This window comes from Nostoc sp. ATCC 53789 (assembly GCF_009873495.1).
Lineage (GTDB): Bacteria > Cyanobacteriota > Cyanobacteriia > Cyanobacteriales > Nostocaceae > Nostoc > Nostoc muscorum_A.
This window is the reverse complement of the sequence record NZ_CP046703.1, coordinates 845813-862890: the sequence shown is the minus strand read 5'-3', so window position 1 is coordinate 862890 and position 17078 is coordinate 845813. Positions and strand designations below refer to the sequence as shown.

Annotated in this window: 13 protein-coding genes; 5 read left to right on the top strand and 8 right to left on the bottom strand. The window is 41.4% G+C overall.

Features of this window, described 5'->3' with window-relative positions:
- The first annotated feature begins 69 nt into the window (after positions 1–69).
- Positions 70–4995, top strand: coding sequence for a DUF4011 domain-containing protein (locus tag GJB62_RS03350; RefSeq protein WP_114083673.1), 4926 nt, complete (start codon positions 70–72; stop codon positions 4993–4995).
- Positions 4996–5152: 157 nt separating this feature from the next.
- Positions 5153–6106, top strand: a complete 954-nt coding sequence (gene ppk2, locus GJB62_RS03345) for a polyphosphate kinase 2 (RefSeq protein WP_245246083.1) — start codon at positions 5153–5155, stop codon at positions 6104–6106.
- Positions 6107–6415: 309 nt separating this feature from the next.
- Here the strand turns inward: ppk2 and GJB62_RS03340 are convergent, their stop codons facing one another.
- Entirely contained in the window at positions 6416–6673 is a 258-nt protein-coding gene (locus GJB62_RS03340) for a bacteriocin (RefSeq protein WP_114083675.1), read from the bottom strand.
- Positions 6674–7308: 635 nt separating this feature from the next.
- Between GJB62_RS03340 and GJB62_RS03335 the strand changes: the two genes are divergently transcribed.
- The 3 genes from GJB62_RS03335 to GJB62_RS03325 all read left to right on the top strand — a co-directional run bounded on the left by GJB62_RS03335 (position 7309) and on the right by GJB62_RS03325 (position 9149).
- Complete coding sequence (locus GJB62_RS03335; RefSeq protein ID WP_114083676.1) at positions 7309–7596, top strand: type II toxin-antitoxin system HigB family toxin; 288 nt, start codon at positions 7309–7311, stop codon at positions 7594–7596.
- A complete protein-coding gene (locus GJB62_RS03330; RefSeq protein ID WP_114083677.1) occupies positions 7596–7829 on the top strand; it encodes a hypothetical protein in 234 nt (77 codons plus the stop codon). Before GJB62_RS03335 ends, GJB62_RS03330 begins: the two co-directional genes overlap by 1 nt.
- A gap of 486 nt (positions 7830–8315) precedes the next feature.
- Positions 8316–9149: a DUF3883 domain-containing protein gene (locus tag GJB62_RS03325; protein WP_159402444.1), complete on the top strand. Its 834-nt coding sequence runs from the start codon at positions 8316–8318 to the stop codon at positions 9147–9149.
- A 340-nt stretch (positions 9150–9489) separates the two neighbouring features.
- On the opposite strand, the gene nifD is transcribed toward GJB62_RS03325, so the two are convergent.
- From nifD to nifB, 7 genes are all read right to left on the bottom strand, one after another.
- Positions 9490–10884 (bottom strand): nitrogenase molybdenum-iron protein alpha chain, encoded by a 1395-nt coding sequence (gene nifD / locus GJB62_RS03320; RefSeq protein WP_114083678.1) that lies wholly within the window; start codon positions 10882–10884, stop codon positions 9490–9492.
- A gap of 163 nt (positions 10885–11047) precedes the next feature.
- Entirely contained in the window at positions 11048–11941 is an 894-nt protein-coding gene (gene nifH, locus GJB62_RS03315; protein ID WP_114083679.1) for a nitrogenase iron protein, read from the bottom strand.
- A 349-nt stretch (positions 11942–12290) separates the two neighbouring features.
- Positions 12291–12647: a group 1 truncated hemoglobin gene (locus GJB62_RS03310; RefSeq protein ID WP_114083680.1), complete on the bottom strand. Its 357-nt coding sequence runs from the start codon at positions 12645–12647 to the stop codon at positions 12291–12293.
- A gap of 222 nt (positions 12648–12869) precedes the next feature.
- Positions 12870–13769, bottom strand: coding sequence for a Fe-S cluster assembly protein NifU (gene nifU, locus GJB62_RS03305; protein ID WP_094349931.1), 900 nt, complete (start codon positions 13767–13769; stop codon positions 12870–12872).
- A 133-nt stretch (positions 13770–13902) separates the two neighbouring features.
- Entirely contained in the window at positions 13903–15111 is a 1209-nt protein-coding gene (gene nifS / locus GJB62_RS03300) for a cysteine desulfurase NifS (RefSeq protein WP_114083681.1), read from the bottom strand.
- A 34-nt stretch (positions 15112–15145) separates the two neighbouring features.
- A complete protein-coding gene (locus GJB62_RS03295; RefSeq protein WP_114083682.1) occupies positions 15146–15502 on the bottom strand; it encodes a 4Fe-4S binding protein in 357 nt (118 codons plus the stop codon).
- Between the two features lie 103 nt (positions 15503–15605).
- A complete protein-coding gene (gene nifB / locus GJB62_RS03290; protein ID WP_181852890.1) occupies positions 15606–17057 on the bottom strand; it encodes a nitrogenase cofactor biosynthesis protein NifB in 1452 nt (483 codons plus the stop codon).
- Positions 17058–17078 lie beyond the last annotated feature (21 nt).

Here is a 17078-nt window from a genome sequence, read left to right as displayed (position 1 = left end):
ATCGCGGAAAATACTCACGCAGGAAAAGGCCAGTATAATAAAATAAGCCTATTTACGAGAAAAGCGAGTATGCGACAGTCAGCTTCAGACTCTCAACAAAACCTTACTCAAAAAATTGAAAAGTGGAAAGCTGGGCTGGCTGACTTAGGACGACGAAATCCTCTCATCAAGTTTCGGCAAGATAGTCCTCGAACTTTAGAAATTCTGACAGAAGAACCAGATTTTATCTTTACAAAGTTAACAGAAGAGAAAAAATCACTTCGTTTTCTAATGATTGAGAGCGAACATCAAGATATTAATCAGGAGAAAAAACCTAAAGCATTATCAGGAGAAAAAAATCCTCTCGAATTAATTACTCGTCAAAGAGGAGATGAGCAACTAAAGCGAATAAATAAATTGCGTCTTGAGGCGCGACGCTCATTTGAAGAAAGAGGGGTAAACAGCCTATTTCTCGCGTTTGGAAGCTTGACTTGGTATGACAAAGATAAGCCAGATGATGCTCTGTTGTCACCACTAATTTTAGTACCTGTAGAGTTACTTAAAGAACCTAGACGAGATGTTTATAAGATATCTCTATTAGATGAAGATGTTGTATTAAATCCAACCCTGACACAAAAGTTAAAGCAAACTTTTGGGATTGAGCTTCCAGAGGGAGAAGCAGTACAAGGAAAAACTTATAGCGAATTAATTACCCAGATTCGTCAACTGTTAGCACAAAAGACATGGCAAATTAAAGAGAATGTATTTCTCTCGCTATTTTCTTATGCAAAGGCTGCAATGGTTCGGGACATTATCGAAAATGAAGCTCTAATTTTTGACCACCCAATTTTGCAAGCTATTAGTGGCGATTTAACTACTTATCAGTCTAATTATAGAGAACCCCTATCTGCATCTGCTCTAGATTCACAAGTTAAACCTGAGCGAATATTTCAAATTCTTGATGCTGACTCTAGCCAGCAAGTCGTAATTGAAGCAGCAAAAGCTGGTTCTAGCTTTGTTGTTCAAGGGCCACCAGGAACAGGTAAAAGTCAAACTATTGTAAATATGATTGCAGAACTGATTGGGGATGGCAAATCAGTTTTATTAGTTGCAGAAAAAGAAACAGCGCTGAGTGTAGTTTATAAGCGCATGGCTGAATGTGGTTTAGACCATATATGTCTTAATCTCCATCACAGTGGTACAACAGATAAGCGGGAGCTTGTAAATAATTTATCGAAAACTATTGAATATCTTAAACAAATTTACGGTGAAGAAAATAATCATCTATTCTTTGAGCGGCTTGTTTCTAGTCGTCAATCGCTAAAATTATATCTGACAAGTTTACACACTAAAGAAAAACCTCTAGATAAATCACCATTTGAGATATTTGGTGAGCTTTTGAAAAAAGAGCGCGAAGCAATTCCCAATATTAATGTTATATTTTCCAATTTTAGCCAATGGAATCCTAGTAGATTACAAGAAGCAAAAGATTTATTAAATCAATTGGCGCAATTTTTACCTTTCTTTAAAGGAGAGAAAACAACTATTTGGGCAAAAAGTTCTCTAAATTCTTATTCTTATGAGATGGAATTGGAAATTACGGAGAAAATAGAGCAATTTCAGCAAGCTATTTTTTTAGTCCAAAAGATTAATCAAGAATTGCAAGAGACTCTCCAAGTTCAACCTTTATTGAATTTAGAGTCTCTAGATAAATGTTGTCCAGCTATAGACTACATACGAAAAGCTCCATTAAATCTGCCAGAAAACTGGACTGGAGTAGATATTGCAATTGCTCAGAATGCTTTCACTATTCTGCAAACAGACGTTCAAGAGATTGAAAAAAATAAGCTTTCGCAAGAAGCCGAAAATTTGTTGAGTCGGCTTTCTTCATATCTCCCATTTTTAAGAGGAGAAAAAACAACCATTTGGGCACAAAGTACTTTAAACTCTTGCTCTGAGACCCTAGAGCTAGAAATTAAGAATAAAATCAATAAATTGAAACAAGCAATTTCTTTGATTCAGACAGCTAGCCAACAGCTTCAAATGATTATGAGGATTCAACCCTTATTAAATTTGGAAAATGTAGAAACTTGCTTTCCTGCTCTTAAGCATATGCTGAAAGTTCCAGATAAGTTACCCGAAAATTGGCATGAATTAGATATTTCAACTGCTCAGGATGCCTTCAGTAAGTTGAAAGGGGATATTAAGTTACTAGAAGAAACTGAGCCAATTTTAAAACAAAAATATAATCCTGAATTATTCTCTTCAGAATTACCTGCTTTAGCTAATAGATATCAAAAATATAGTCGCTTTTGGTTGATTAGAATTTTTAATCTCCAATATAGGCGCGATATCAAACTTTTGAAGAAACTAAGCACTAAAGAGGGACAGATTTCTCACAACGAATTAAAACGTGATTTGACACAAGCCGTTCAAATACAAGCCACACGAAACAAGCTATATCAAAGTAATTACCCAGCCCGGCAGATTTTTGGATCTTTATTTAACCCGGAAGTTTCTAGTGAAGAAGAATTAAAAGCAATTGAACAGTCTTTAAGTTGGTTGACTGACTTACAAAAGTATTCACTTCCTGCTGAGTCAGCCCAACAGATTGTAAATTCTCCCTCTGGACGGCGTGAACTGAATCAATTAGTTAATAAACTTGAATCCCTTCCTGAAGATATTAAAGAGGGTATGGATTTCTTATTCTCATACTTTAATGAGAATGATATTATTGGGCAATATCTGCCTCATAATCAAATTTCATTTATTGAACTGGCAACTTTTTTAAATCTAGCTCAATTAGACTTACCAGAATTTCGCCAATCGTTGACATATAAAGAAATATTTGAGCAACTAGAAAGTTTAGGAGTCCAAGATTTCTTAGATGCTTTGCGCGACAATAAACCTAATCCTCTTGAGTCTGTACAAAATAAGCTACGTCATATTAACTACCAGCCTCGTCAGGTTTTGGGATCTTTGTTTAATCCAGAAGTTTGTGGTGAAGCAGAGTTAAAAGAAATTGAAAAAGCTTTAAATTGGTTAATTGGCTTACAAAAGTTTTCGCTTTCTGCTGATTCCGTCCAGCGCATTCTAAATTCTCCTTCTAAACGGCGCAGAATGGCTGAATTAGTTGAGGAATATGAGTCAGCCCATCAGAGTATTAGGCAAGGATTAGATTTTCTTTTATCGCACTTTCATGAAAGTGACATTACAGATTATTATTTAACTCGTAATCAAATTACTTTTGTCGAGCTAGAAAGCTTCTTAAGCTTGGCTCAATCTGAATTGTCTTATTTTCAAGAATGGCTGACTTATAAAGAAACTTACCAGAAACTCGAAAATCTGGGAAATAATAAGTTTTTAGATACTTTTCGTGATAATCAAATCCCAACAGAGCAATGGTTTCCAGTTTTAGAACAGCGAATTTATCAAATCTGTCTTGATGCTATTCTTGCCAGAAAGCCTGAATTAAAGAACTTTAATTTGGAAGTACACGAACGACAAATAAAAGAGTTTTCTAAATTAGATTCTACCCAACTAGATACTGCTAGAAAACGTCTAAAGCAGCTTCATGTGCAACGCTGGCAAAACTGGGAAAAGACTTCACTTGCTCTAGCTGAGATACCAAATTTGAAAAAAGAAGCGACTAAAAAAAGCCGACATTTGCCCATCCGTAAACTCCTCAATGATACACAAAAAGGAATACCAAATCTCGTCAAAGCCTTAAAGCCTTGCTGGATGATGAGTCCACTTTCTGTTAGTCAATATATCAATCCAAATGTAGTTCATTTTGATGTTCTCATCTTTGATGAAGCATCTCAGCTTCGGACTGAGGATGTTGTTCCTTCAATTATCCGTTCAAATCAAGTGATTGTGATTGGGGACAATAAACAGCTTCCTCCCACTTCATTCTTTTCAACCGGAGATAGTGAAGAAGATATCGATGATGAGGATGATGAAAGCTATGAAAGCGTTTTGGATGAATGTTCAAAATTTATGTTTGCACACCTGTTGAAATGGCACTATCGCAGTCAGGATGAGCGTTTGATTGCTTTCTCCAACTGTCATTTTTACCGCAACCAATTAGTTACATTTCCAAACCCAGTTCAAAATCCAGATTTGGGAGTTTGGTTTAAGCATGTTCCTGATGGTGTTTACGATCGCGGTAAACGCAGAGATAATCGACGCGAGGCTGAAGTGGTTGCTCAGTTAGCGTTAGAGCATTTTCAACGATTTCCCGAACAATCCCTTGGTATTATTGCTTTTAGCGAAGCCCAAGCCGACGCAATTCGGGAGCAAATTGAAATTTTAGGGAAAGAATATCCCGATTTAGAGACATTTTGCACTGATAACTCACCTCAGTTTTTTCTCAAAGCATTAGAAAACGTTCAGGGTGATGAGCGAGATGCAATCATACTCAGCGTTGGGTATGCTCGTGATGATCAAGGTAAACTTTCTCTCAACTTTGGCCCCCTGAATCGGCAAGGTGGAGAACGACGGCTCAACGTCGCTGTCACGCGAGCAAAAAGTAAAATTACACTCGTTTCTTCCATTGTGGCTGGTGACATCGACAAAACACGCGCTCAAAGTAAAGGTGTAAAATTACTGCATGATTACCTGGAGTATGCAGCCAGTGGTGGAGAACGACTACAAGGTAACTCTTACACAGATACGCTCGATTTTGACTCGCCATTTGAAGAAGATGTTTACCATGCTTTAGTCCAGCAGGGATACACTATCCGCACCCAAGTTGGATGCTCAGGATACCGGATTGACCTTGGTGTAGTCAATGGCGATCGCCCTGGTGAGTTTTTACTAGGGATTGAGTGTGATGGTGCATCTTACCATAGTTCACCTACTGCCAGAGATCGCGATCGCCTCAGACAACAGGTACTTGAAAGGCTTGGTTGGAAAATTCACCGCATTTGGTCAACTGACTGGTTTCGTAACAAACCTGTTCAAGTTCATCTGTTGATAGAAAAAATCAAACAACTACAACAAATAAATAGCTAAAAGGTTCGTCCGCGATCGCTTTTCGATAGGTCTTGCTGTGTTCTGCTATTAAACTAAAAAATAAAAATTTTACATCTTTGGTATTGCCATACTTCCAAAGGTGTATATTTACACTTAGTCCGCGTTAAAATATATACTTTATACATAAACTTTAATTATGCCGATTCAATGGCATGGAGTCAGTGCGATGTCAATTGATGAAGTTGAAAACCAGCAAAATAATGGTCTAGTTCAACCCGCTACAGACTTAATAGAAAGCCTAGTAAAGGCAAAAGACAAGAAAAAATCTAAAAAATCCAAACGGATTTTTGATGGTAGTACTGAAGTTTTTGCCAAAAAAATTCCCAAAAAGACTTTTGAAACTGAACTAAAGCAACTCCAGATTGAGCTAGTCAAAATGCAATATTGGATTAAGCACACTGGCTATCGGGTTGTCGTCATATTTGAAGGGCGCGACGCTGCCGGCAAAGGAGGAGTAATTAAACGCATTGCCGATCCACTCAATCCTCGTGGCTGTCGTGTAGTTGCTCTGGGAACTCCTTCTGATCGCGAGAAAACTCAGTGGTATTTTCAGAGGTATGTGCAACATCTTCCCACAGCAGGCGAAATTGTTCTGTTCGATCGCAGTTGGTACAACCGAGCCGGAGTTGAACGGGTGATGGGTTTTTGCACCGAAGCAGAATATCAAGAATTCATGCAATCTTGCCCGGAATTTGAACGAATGTTGGTGCGATCGGGCATTGTTTTAATCAAGTACTGGTTCTCCGTCAGCGATGATGAACAAGAGGAACGCTTTATCTCTCGCAGTCACGATCCAGCAAGGCGCTGGAAACTTAGCCCAATGGACTTGGAATCACGCGATCGCTGGGTAGAATATTCCAAAGCCAAAGATACCATGTTTGCTTACACGAATATTCCAGAAGCCCCCTGGTTTACGATTGAAGCAGATGATAAAAGACGGGCGCGGCTTAACTGTATTCATCATTTGTTGAGCAAAGTTCCTTACGAAGATATGACACCTCCTCCCTTAGAGCTTCCCTCTAGACCTGTGGCTGAGGATTATGTCCGCGCTCCTCGTAATGAGCAGTTCTTTGTCCCTCAAGTGTATTGAGCTACAACTTCTCGCTAATAATTGAATATGGCAAACGTTATCTATAGGTGTTGCGTAGGCGTAGCCCGTTGTAGACATCGCCTATAGCTCTCCTCCAAACCAATTTTGATTCTGGGGATAGTTCTGTCGAAAATTAGTCAATTACATAGCTTGGGAGCAATTGCTTTGAAAACAATACTAAGTATAGAACGCCGGAAGTGACAGAAGTTGATTGAAGTTTATCGAGCCTTATGGTTTTGATGTTATTGAAGGTAAGATTTAAGCCCTAAGTATGAGAGTTTGTGACAAATTACTGAAATCAAAGTGAGACTAATTAAATTCGGGCATTTGGAACTCGGGCAGTTGAATCTGCGGTATTTGGAACTCGGGCAGTTGGAATTCAAATTGAGGCAGTTGAAATTCAAATTGAGGAAGTTGGAACTGCGGCATTTGGAACTGCGGTACTTTAAACTGGGGCACTGAAGCCAACGATGCCCCTCCGATCACCGATTTCATCTCTGCATCGGAGAGTTCTTCAAGTTCAACTTCGTTGAAAGTTAGCTGTGCATTGTTTTTTATTTTTGCCATGAGTTTCCTTCTAGGGTTAAAAAATACAATACATCAATATTGTATCTCGAATGAGGTTAGTAGCGGGTCTTCCTATTTTTGCAAAGTTGCATTACAAAACGTGGGTTCGTGGGAGTTGCCAATCAAGGTGGTTGATAATGCAGGTTCAGTATTGGACGATCGCAATCGCCACTCAGAGCGATATCTAGATTCTGTGCATCATTCTGTACATTGCACATATCATCTACATATATGCAGTGCTATGTTGTCAAGTTGGGGAAATCGATCCAAGGGACTACTTCTTATGAATATCACACATAATCTTTAAAGGCGATCGCACTATCTCGTAAATTAGTTTTATTAACACGCAATCATCGAGATTTGGGCAAAGTAGCCGGACTGTTAATTGAGGATTGGACGGTTTAATGCTTAGGCGCAGCCCGTCGTAGACATCGCCTAGTTTATTGTTGAGTGAGGGCGTAGGCGTAGCCCGTCGGAGATATCGCTACAATGGTCTACTTCTTATCCATCTCACACACAATCTCTAAATATGCAGTAGTGTGTTGTTGAATAAAGGCAATGATTAAAATATAAGATTATCACGGAGAGGTGAATTATATGCATTACAGAATTATTAAAACATCAGGGGTCTTCAGATGCATGTTATTACTCGTAAACGGCTGAATGAATTTGCTAAACTTCATCCAGATACAAATAACGCCTTGACTCAGTGGTATCAATTAGTCAAGGGAAATGAGTTTGTCTCATTTGTAGAACTCCGTGAAATGTTTCCATCAGCAGATCAAGTTGGTAAATTGACAGTGTTTAATATTGGTGGTAATAAAGTTCGACTCATTGCCGCAATTCACTACAATCGCCAAAAGGTCTACATTCGAGCTGTGTTAACGCATTCAGAATATGATGAAGGAAAGTGGAAGGAATAATGCAAAGCCTAAACTTAGATCAAACCATTACTGCTTGGTCATCCATTGCCGAAAACGTCTTTGTTCCTCACACACAGGAGGAATATGAACGCTTGGTTGAGATCCTTGATTTTCTCATCGATCAAGTTGGTGAAGATGAGACGCATCCAGTCGCGTCTCTAATGGAAGTTATCGGTGTTTTAATTGAAAACTACGAAACTGAACATATTCCTGAGTTAGAGGCGATCGCTTAACTTCACCCAGTATAAATATACAGTGGCGTGTTGTCGAACTGGGGCGATCGCACTATCTCGTAAATTAGTTTTATTAACACGCAATCATCGGGATTTGGGCAAAGTACCCGGATTGTTAATAGAGGATTGGATGGTTTAATGCGTAGGCGCAGCCCGTCGTAGACATCGCCTAGTTTATTGCCGAGTGAGGGCGATCGCAACAGCAGTCTACTTCTTTTGCTGTGATGGCTATGACGGGCTATTCGGCGATCGCACTATCTCGTAAATTAGTTTTATTAACACGCAATCATCGGGATTTCAGCAAGATACCCAAATTGTTAATTGAGGATTGGACGGTTTAATGCGATCACATCCCTCCATTTAATTATTTCCTGTGTGTTTATACTGTTATGAGTTCTAATGTAGTTTAGTTATTATCAAAAGTAATTAATTCTGCGTGAGCAGCTATCGAAATGATTTTATTGACATTTAGTTTAGGTGGCAATTATGCGTTATTGGGTTCAATACCACAATTTTGAGAAGATACAGAGTTTCCCAGATGGCTTTGGTATATCAACTAATAAACATGAAGTCTTAGACACTATTGGCAACACTATTTTTTTAATAGTGGGTGTTTCTGAACCAAGAAAATATCTTTTATGGGAACGTTTTATCTGTACAGATGTTGAAGATGGGTATCCCCCACCCTGGCAATATGTAGCCTATGGGGATGGTTGGATACTTGAAAACAGAAATAAGCAGAAGGGAGTACTTCTGAATTCAAAACCTGATTTCTTTGATTATCTCCGTTATTGTCAAAACTTTAGAGTTGGATTTCATGAAGTTACTGAGCATCCATTCTGTAAAGTTTTAATAGAGCTATCAGAACAGCATCGTCAAAAAAATCAATCACATCAGTGCGAAATACTGAGCCAGAAAGTATTCGTAGACTCAACAATAGAGACAGACACAGTTTTTGGTAATTCATACTCCAATAAAGTTGTAGAATTGGCAGCTATTAAAGTTATTACAAACTACTATGAAGGGCAGGGTTGTAAAGTTGTTTCAGTAGAATCAAAGAATTTAGGATATGACCTTATCTGTAAAGCAAACAATGGGATTGAATTACATGTAGAGGTCAAAGGTATTTCTGGTAAAGGAAAACAGTTTATTATTTCTGCTAATGAGGTTACGGAAGCCAAAAAGTATCCTTCAATATATCGTTTAGCTTTTGTTAATATGGCAACTTCAGATAAACCTGTATTTATTATTTATACTGGTGAGGAATTTTTGCAGAGGTTTGATTTGAGAATACTTAACTATGTAGCTAGCCTTAAATAAGAGATGCTGCTAAATTTAGAGATGCAATTTAAAAATTAAATATTCTAAACTCCTATTTTCTGTGCCTTTGCGTCTCTCGTTTGCCTCTTTGCATAAGGCAAATTCATATTTTTACTCAGCAACGCCAATAAAAGACCATTTAATCTAAAAAATCATCATTAAAAATAGTTTTTTATTTTACAGTTTTTCTTTGAGCAAAATGCAATAAAAATCTAGAAACTAGACTCCATAAGAGTTATACTATCTAAAGCATCAAAACAGATTGTTCCTAGATAACCCTGCAACTTGCATTTAGGCTAGAAATAGGCTCTTTTTTCTACCGCCGCGAAAAAACCTTGCATTAATATGATGTTGAGGAGCGATCGCTAGGTTCGGAGTAATCCCAAGAGTGCATTTGACGGAAAGGTAGACCCATCTTTTGGAAGACGTACTTCTCTTTCACACCAGAAGCAACTAGGTCAGGCTTCAGCGCTTTGATAAATTCTTCGAATTCGTAAGCGGTAACGTCGTCATAAACGATGGTGCCGTTTTCGATGTAGTGAGTGGTACGTTTGTAGTCGTCATTATGAGCGAACTCATAACCTGTACCAATCATCTTCATGCCCAAATCTTGGAAAGCTGGGACAACGTGGCGAGGACGTAGACCACCAACCATGATGGCAACGGTCTTACCATCCAAGCGGGGGCGGTACTTAGCAACTACCGCATCCATTGTTGGCTGATACTTGGCGATAACTTTCTCAGCGTTTGCTTGGATTGTTTCGTCAAACTTGGAAGCGATTTCCCGTAAAGATTCAGCAATCTTGGTGGGGCCGAAGAAGTTGTATTCCAACCAGGGTATACCATAAGCTTCTTCCATGTGACGGCTGATGTAGTTCATCGACCGGTAACAGTGGATGAGGTTCATCTTCACATTGGGGGTCATCAACATTTCGTTGATTGTGCCATCACCTGACCACTGAGCGACTACGCGCAAGCCGATTTCTTCTAACAGGATGCGGCTAGCCCAAGCATCTCCACCGATGTTGTAGTCACCAATGATGGCTACATCATAAGGAGTACCTTCAAACTTGAGTGTACCGTCTTTCTTAGCTTGGTCGGATCTGGTGAAAACCCAGTCACGAACCATGTCGTTAGCAATGTGGTGTCCCAAAGATTGGGAAACACCCCGGAAGCCTTCGCAACGCACAGGTACAACTGGCTTGCCAATTTCTTTGGCTGTCTTCCGAGCAACAGCTTCGATGTCATCCCCAATTAGACCGATGGGGCATTCTGATTGAATGGAAACACCACGGTTGAGGGGGAAAAGTACATCAAGTTCTTGGATGAGCTTGGTAAGTTTCTTGTCACCACCAAACACGATATCTCTTTCTTGGAAGTCAGAGGTGAAGTGCATGGTACCAAAGGTATCAATACCTGTGGTGCCGATATAGTAGTTACGACGACCAGACCAAGACCAGTAACCGCAACCTACAGGCCCGTGGCTGATGTGAATCATGTCCTTAATAGGACCCCAAACCACACCCTTAGAACCGGCGTAAGCACAACCACGAGCGGTCATTACACCAGGAAGGGATTTGATGTTAGACTTAACGCCGCAGTCGGACTTACCTTCTTCGTATACACTTAAGTGCTTTTCCCGTTTTTTCTTAGCTTTATCGGGGTAAGCCTCTAGAACTTCTTTAATTAGTTCTTTTCTTTCTTCGATGATGTTTTGATTTTCTGGAGGTGTCATATTTAGCCTCTGTGACTCGTAAGGATCGGGGCATAGGGGGACTAGGAGTCCCCTCTAAGATTAGGGGGGAGATTAGAGGGAAAGGTAAAAGGTAAAAGGTCAAATGTAAGATTCTTCCTTTTTCCTTTTTCCTTGTGCTAAAGCGTTATTTCTTAGCAGCGACTTAGACTACAGGAGCTTCAGCAGCACTTTTGCCAACTAGCATTGCAGTATTTTCGTCGCTTTCGAGGATACCGAATTCAATCAACAATTCTTCTAGTTCTTCCATTTCGATGGGTGTAGGAATAGCTAGATTTTTGTTGTCGATAATTTTCTGAGCCAATGTCCGATATTCGTTAGCTTGGTTGCTTTCTGGTGCGTACTCGTTAACAGTCATCCGGCGCAATTCTGCGTGTTGAACAATGTTGTCGCGAGGTACGTAGTGAATCATTTGGGTGTTCAACCGTTTTGCCAAGGTTTCGATCAATTCGATTTCCCGGTCTGTGTTACGGCTGTTACAAATCAAACCACCCAAGCGCACGCCACCGGTGTGAGCATACTTAAGAACACCACGAGCAATGTTGTTAGCAGCATACATCGCCATCATTTCACCAGATGTAACGATGTAGATTTCTTGTGCCTTACCTTCGCGGATAGGCATTGCGAAACCACCACACACAACGTCACCTAATACGTCGTAAGATACGAAGTCTAGGTTTTGGTAAGCACCGTTTTCTTCTAAGAAGTTGATGGCGGTGATGATACCACGACCGGCGCAACCTACACCGGGTTCTGGCCCACCAGATTCTACGCAACGAACGTCACGGAAACCGGTTAACATTACTTCTTCGAGTTCGATGTCTTCTACTGCACCACGTTCTGCGGCGAGGTGAAGAACGGTTGTTTGAGCCTTGCTGTGCAGCATCAAACGGGTGGAGTCAGCTTTAGGGTCGCAACCGACGATGAGGATGCGTTGACCCATTTCTGCCATAGCTGCTAAGGTGTTTTGGGAGGTGGTAGATTTACCGATACCGCCCTTACCGTAGAAAGCTATCTGTCTAATGTTTTCGTCTGTCATTGTTCGTGTTTCCCTGCAATTGGTTGGTTGGTGGGTCTGTGCGTTTGTCAGTTGCGTTCACGCCAGTTGAGCGACAGTAGTGAGCGCGTGTAGAGCATCGTTGGTAGCGTTGGCATAAATGCCTGCTGGGGGCGATCGCTCCACAGCCAAAATTATTGACAGTAAGTTCATCGATCTTCCTCGTTAAAATTTTTTTCTTTTGATTTTTTGTCCTTTGTCCTTTGTCATTTGTTTTGACAAAGAACAAAGAAAATTACGCGATTTACAAATACGTCATAATGTGTTTCAGCTTGCAAGATTCAATAGGACTTGATGTTGTTATTTGTCAACAATCAATGCATAAGTCCTATTACTTGTTCAAAATAGCGCCCTTCATATTTGTGACGCGATCTAGTGCAGCTTTGGTGTTTTCTGCTGACACTCCACGCACAGCCATTGCTTCACCGAGATGCTTGGCGATCGCATCGAAGTGTGGTTGCTGTAGGTTCATTCCAGCGTGGGTTTTGTCCATTGGACGACCGCCGTATTGCTTTGGCCCCTCAAATATTTGAGATAAGAAAGCAACTAGATGATTGCGTTGCTTTGCCATGTCTGTACCAGCAAAAATGGGATTGAGGAGGCTGTCTGCGGCAATGCGTTTGTGGAGTTCATCTACTACTTGTTCAATAGCTGGTTGTCCACCAATGTTGTCGTACAATGTGCTCATATCCTGTTCCTTTGAAGCGAGTTGGATGATGAAATTTGCAAGTAGGCGCTTAATCTTTTTGCCTATATGCTGTTAGCCGTCATAGCTAATTTAGCTATCGGTTGTAGGTAGGATTGAAGCATTGATGTGGAGACAATTATATGGTTCAAATCCTACTTTCTGTTCCTGGCTGAATGCATATTAGAGCGTATTTGTAGAATACGTTAAGTCCTACAGCAATTCCTAAACTGCTTCGACTACAAGGCTCTTGCTGACACGATCTTGTAATCTGGCTTCGATCGCAATTTTCAGAGTTGCTGTACTACTAGAACAGGAACCGCAAGCACCTTGCAGTACAACTTTAACGCGATCGCCTTCTACATCATAGAGTTCTACATCTCCCCCGTCTGCAATGAGTACGGGTCTGACTTCTTCATCAAGAACCTTTTGAATTAGAGCAATCTTTTGGACGTTTGTTAGCGCTCGTTCCTTAGATGTAACAATTTCTGTGGCAACTTTTACGCCGTAATTGTTGAGAGCAGGTGAGGCGTATTCCTGTTGAACTGATCTAATAATATCATCAATGTTCGCCAGACAGGAACCGCATCCGCCACCAGCTTTCACATAATTTGTTACTTGTTCCGCATCCGTGAGATGATTTTCTAGAATCACGCGACGAATTTTGGACTCGCTGATGCCAAAGCAACTGCAAACTAATGCACCTTCATCATCATCATCGTGGGTAGCTAGAGGTATGCCACGATAGTTGTAGATAGCGGCTTCTAGAGCTTCTTGTCCCATGACAGAGCAATGCATCTTTGCTTCTGGTAAACCACCCAGGTAATCTGCAATGTCTTTATTGGACACTTTCAGGGCTTCGTCTAAGGTTAAACCTTTGACCATTTCGGTTAATGCACTAGAAGATGCGATCGCACTAGTACAACCAAAGGTTTGAAAGCGAGCATCTAGAATCTTATCAGATTCCACTTCCACTTTCAGGTGCAATCTCAGAGCATCGCCGCAAGCAATACTGCCGATTTCGCCCGTTGCAACCTTAACTCCAGCTTCGCCCGTTTCTTCAATTTCTCCCTGATTCTTGGGATCGTAAAACAGTTCTAATACTTTATCGGTGTAGTCCCACATATTATTAAGTGCTGAGTGCTGAGTTATGAGTTATGAGTGGGGGGATTGGGGAAGGGGTAATGGGGAAGGGGGAAGGGGAAAAATCATTCCTTTACCCTTTACCCTTTAACCTTTTCCCATTTTTTCCCAGTCCCTAACGATGCGCCAATGCTTGTTCTTGTCCTTGCAACCAACCTGCATCATCATTTTTGAAGGGTGAGAGAGTGCGTAAACGTTCTACAATACTGGGCATTACCTCTATTACTTGATCGATTTCGGCTTCGGTGGTGTAGCGACAAAGACTGAAGCGGATAGAACCGTGCAAAGTTGTGTAGGGTAAGCCCATTGCCCGCAGGACGTGGGAGGGTTCTAGAGAACCGGAGGTACAAGCAGAACCGGATGATGCACAGATACCGTATTTGTTCAATAACAGTAGAATTGCTTCACCTTCGATGTACTTGAAGCCGATATTGGTTGTGTTTGGCAATCTCTGCGTAACGTCACCGTTAACTACACAATCGGGAATTTTAGCGAGTAAAGTTTGTTCCAAGCGATCGCGCAGCTTTCTTTCTCTTGCCGTCGCTTCCTCTAAGTGTAACATTTCCAGTTCCGCAGCTTTGCCCAAGGCGATAATTGCTGGAACATTCTCAGTTCCCGCCCTACGTCCGCGTTCTTGGTGTCCCCCAAGAATGAAGGGACGGAATCGAACCCCGCGCCGGATATATAAAGCACCAATTCCTTTCGGCCCGTGCAGCTTGTGACCAGACAGAGTTAACATATCTACGGTGCTAGTCTTCATATTCAACGGGATTTTTCCCACTGCTTGCACCGCATCTACATGGAAGATAGCACCAGATTCTTTGACGCGCAACCCAATTTGTTCAATCGGGAAAATCGTGCCAGTTTCATTGTTAGCATACATAATTGTCACCAAGGCGGTGTTACCCGTCAAGGAAGCTTCTAGTTCATCTAGATCCAGCTGCCCTTGATTATTTACTGATAAATAGGTAACACTATAACCTTGGGTTTCTAATTGTTTGCAGACATTGAGTACTGCTGGATGTTCAACTTGGGTGGTGACAATATGTCGCTTTTCTGGTTGCGCCAACAGTGCGGCTCGAATCGCCGCGTTATCTCCCTCAGTACCGCAACTTGTGTAGACAATTTCTGATTCATCGGCTCCCAGGATGGCTGCAAGTTGTTCTCTTGCTGTTCTCACTGCTTTACCGACTTGCCCACCAAAGGTATGCATACTGGAGGGATTGCCGTAATAATCTGTGAGGTAAGGTAACATTACCTCTATAACTTCTGGGTCTACCTTAGTGGTAGCATTATTATCAAGATAGATGCAGTTATTTTGCATTGTTGTCTTCAATTACAAATTAGGAATTATTTAATTAAGCTTCAGAACCCACTGATTGGGATTGACGCTTTTGCAACTGCTCAGAGTATTTCTGAGAATAGCTGTTAAACCAGCGTTCCCAGTAATCTTGTTTATTTGTTAATTTAGCGACTACACGGTTGTAATTGGTAAACCAGCCTTCCCAATAATCGCTAGGCTGCTTAATGCAACCGTCGCAGGTGGGACAACCAGCTTTACACTGAGGCACGGTATGAATGCTACCAACACAATTTGTACAAAGTTCAGGGTCAATCCAGTGCTGTCCGTCAACCACTTTAACTGCATTTGTGGGACATACCGTTAGACAGAGATTGCAGGAAATACACTGGCTAGTAAGAATTTGGTAAGCCATGATTTATTCTCCTTTTGGGGAATGGGGCATTAGAGTCAGGGGAGAGGTTACAGGTGACAGGTGATAGGTAATAATCTCTCCCCTGTCCCCTGTAACCTATTCCCTATTCGTTATTCCCTAATTCCTTAACGTATTGCTCGTAGAACTCCAAAGCAACCTTTTCAATTACGTCGTAAGCTTCAATTGTCTTGATTCCAGCTTCTTGCAATTTTTCTTGAGGACAGTTACCAATCTTGGAGACTAAAACTGCTTTGCAATCTGCGATCGCTTTCATAATATGCTCAAAGGAAGCTTCTTCGCCGTATCCACCTTGGCAGTATTGGTCAATTTTGCGATGACCAACAAAGCGAACTTCGTTTCCACCCACTTCGTAAATTTGGAATTCTTTCGCATGACCGAAGTGTTGGTTAACTAATCCGCCGCCTTTGGTTGCTACTGCAACTAAAACTTTCGGACTATTGGCAATTTTCTTACCAGCTAGCGCTTTATCTTTGGCTACTTTAAGTTCTTCTTTAAACTTCTCAATTCCTTCGTGAACAGTAGCGCGTTGTTCCATGTCATATTCGGGAGCCATTTCCAAGAATTTCTCTTTAGAAAATTCTTGGCTGCGGTCTTCTCCCAACAATCCGACTGCATCGGCACGGCACTGGCGACAGTGACGCATCATTTTCATGTTACCAGAGCAGTTGTCTTGAACTTCTTTGAGTTCTTTAGGTGTGGGGCCGCGTTGACCGATTAAACCGAAGTGTGTGCCATGTTCTGGTGCAGAAATCAATGGCATGATGTTGTGCAAGAATGCACCTTTCTCACGGATGACTCGATTCACTTCAACTAAGTGATGGTCATTAATTCCGGGAATCATCACGGAGTTGACTTTGCACAAGATGTCAGCATCTTTCAGGGCTTGCAATCCTTCCATCTGTCTTTCGTGGAGGATTTTCGCACCTTCAAGACCTCTATAACGCTTGCGTCTGTAGTGAACCCAAGGATAAATCTTAGCACCGATCTCTGGATCTACCATGTTAATGGTGATCGTAACGTGATCTATATTTAATTGTTTAATGCGATCGATGTAGTCTGGCAGCATTAAACCATTGGTTGATAAGCACAGCTTGATGTCTGGTGCTTGCGCTGCAATCAACTCAAATGTGCGGAAGGTTTTTTCTGGGTTTGCCAATGGGTCGCCAGGGCCAGCAATTCCCACAACTGTCATTTGGGGAATCTTGCCACCAATGACCAAAGCTTTATGTGCAGCTTCTTCTGGTGTTAGCAATTCGCTAACTACTCCAGGACGGCTTTCGTTAGCGCAATCATATTTGCGGTTGCAATAGTTGCATTGAATGTTGCAAGCTGGTGCAACTGCAACGTGCATCCGGGCGTAGTGGTGATGAGCGTCTTCGCTGTAGCAGGGATGTTTAGCAATGCGTTCTTGGAGCTTTTCGTCCCTTTCCACGGTGGTGCTGGTGGTGCTGTCACAGCCGCAACCACCTGATTTTGCTTGGGTTGGCGATTCCGTAGCGTTGGAGTTGAGGAGTCGTGTAGACGGTGATGTCATTGAGTTTCGCAAAAGGTCGGT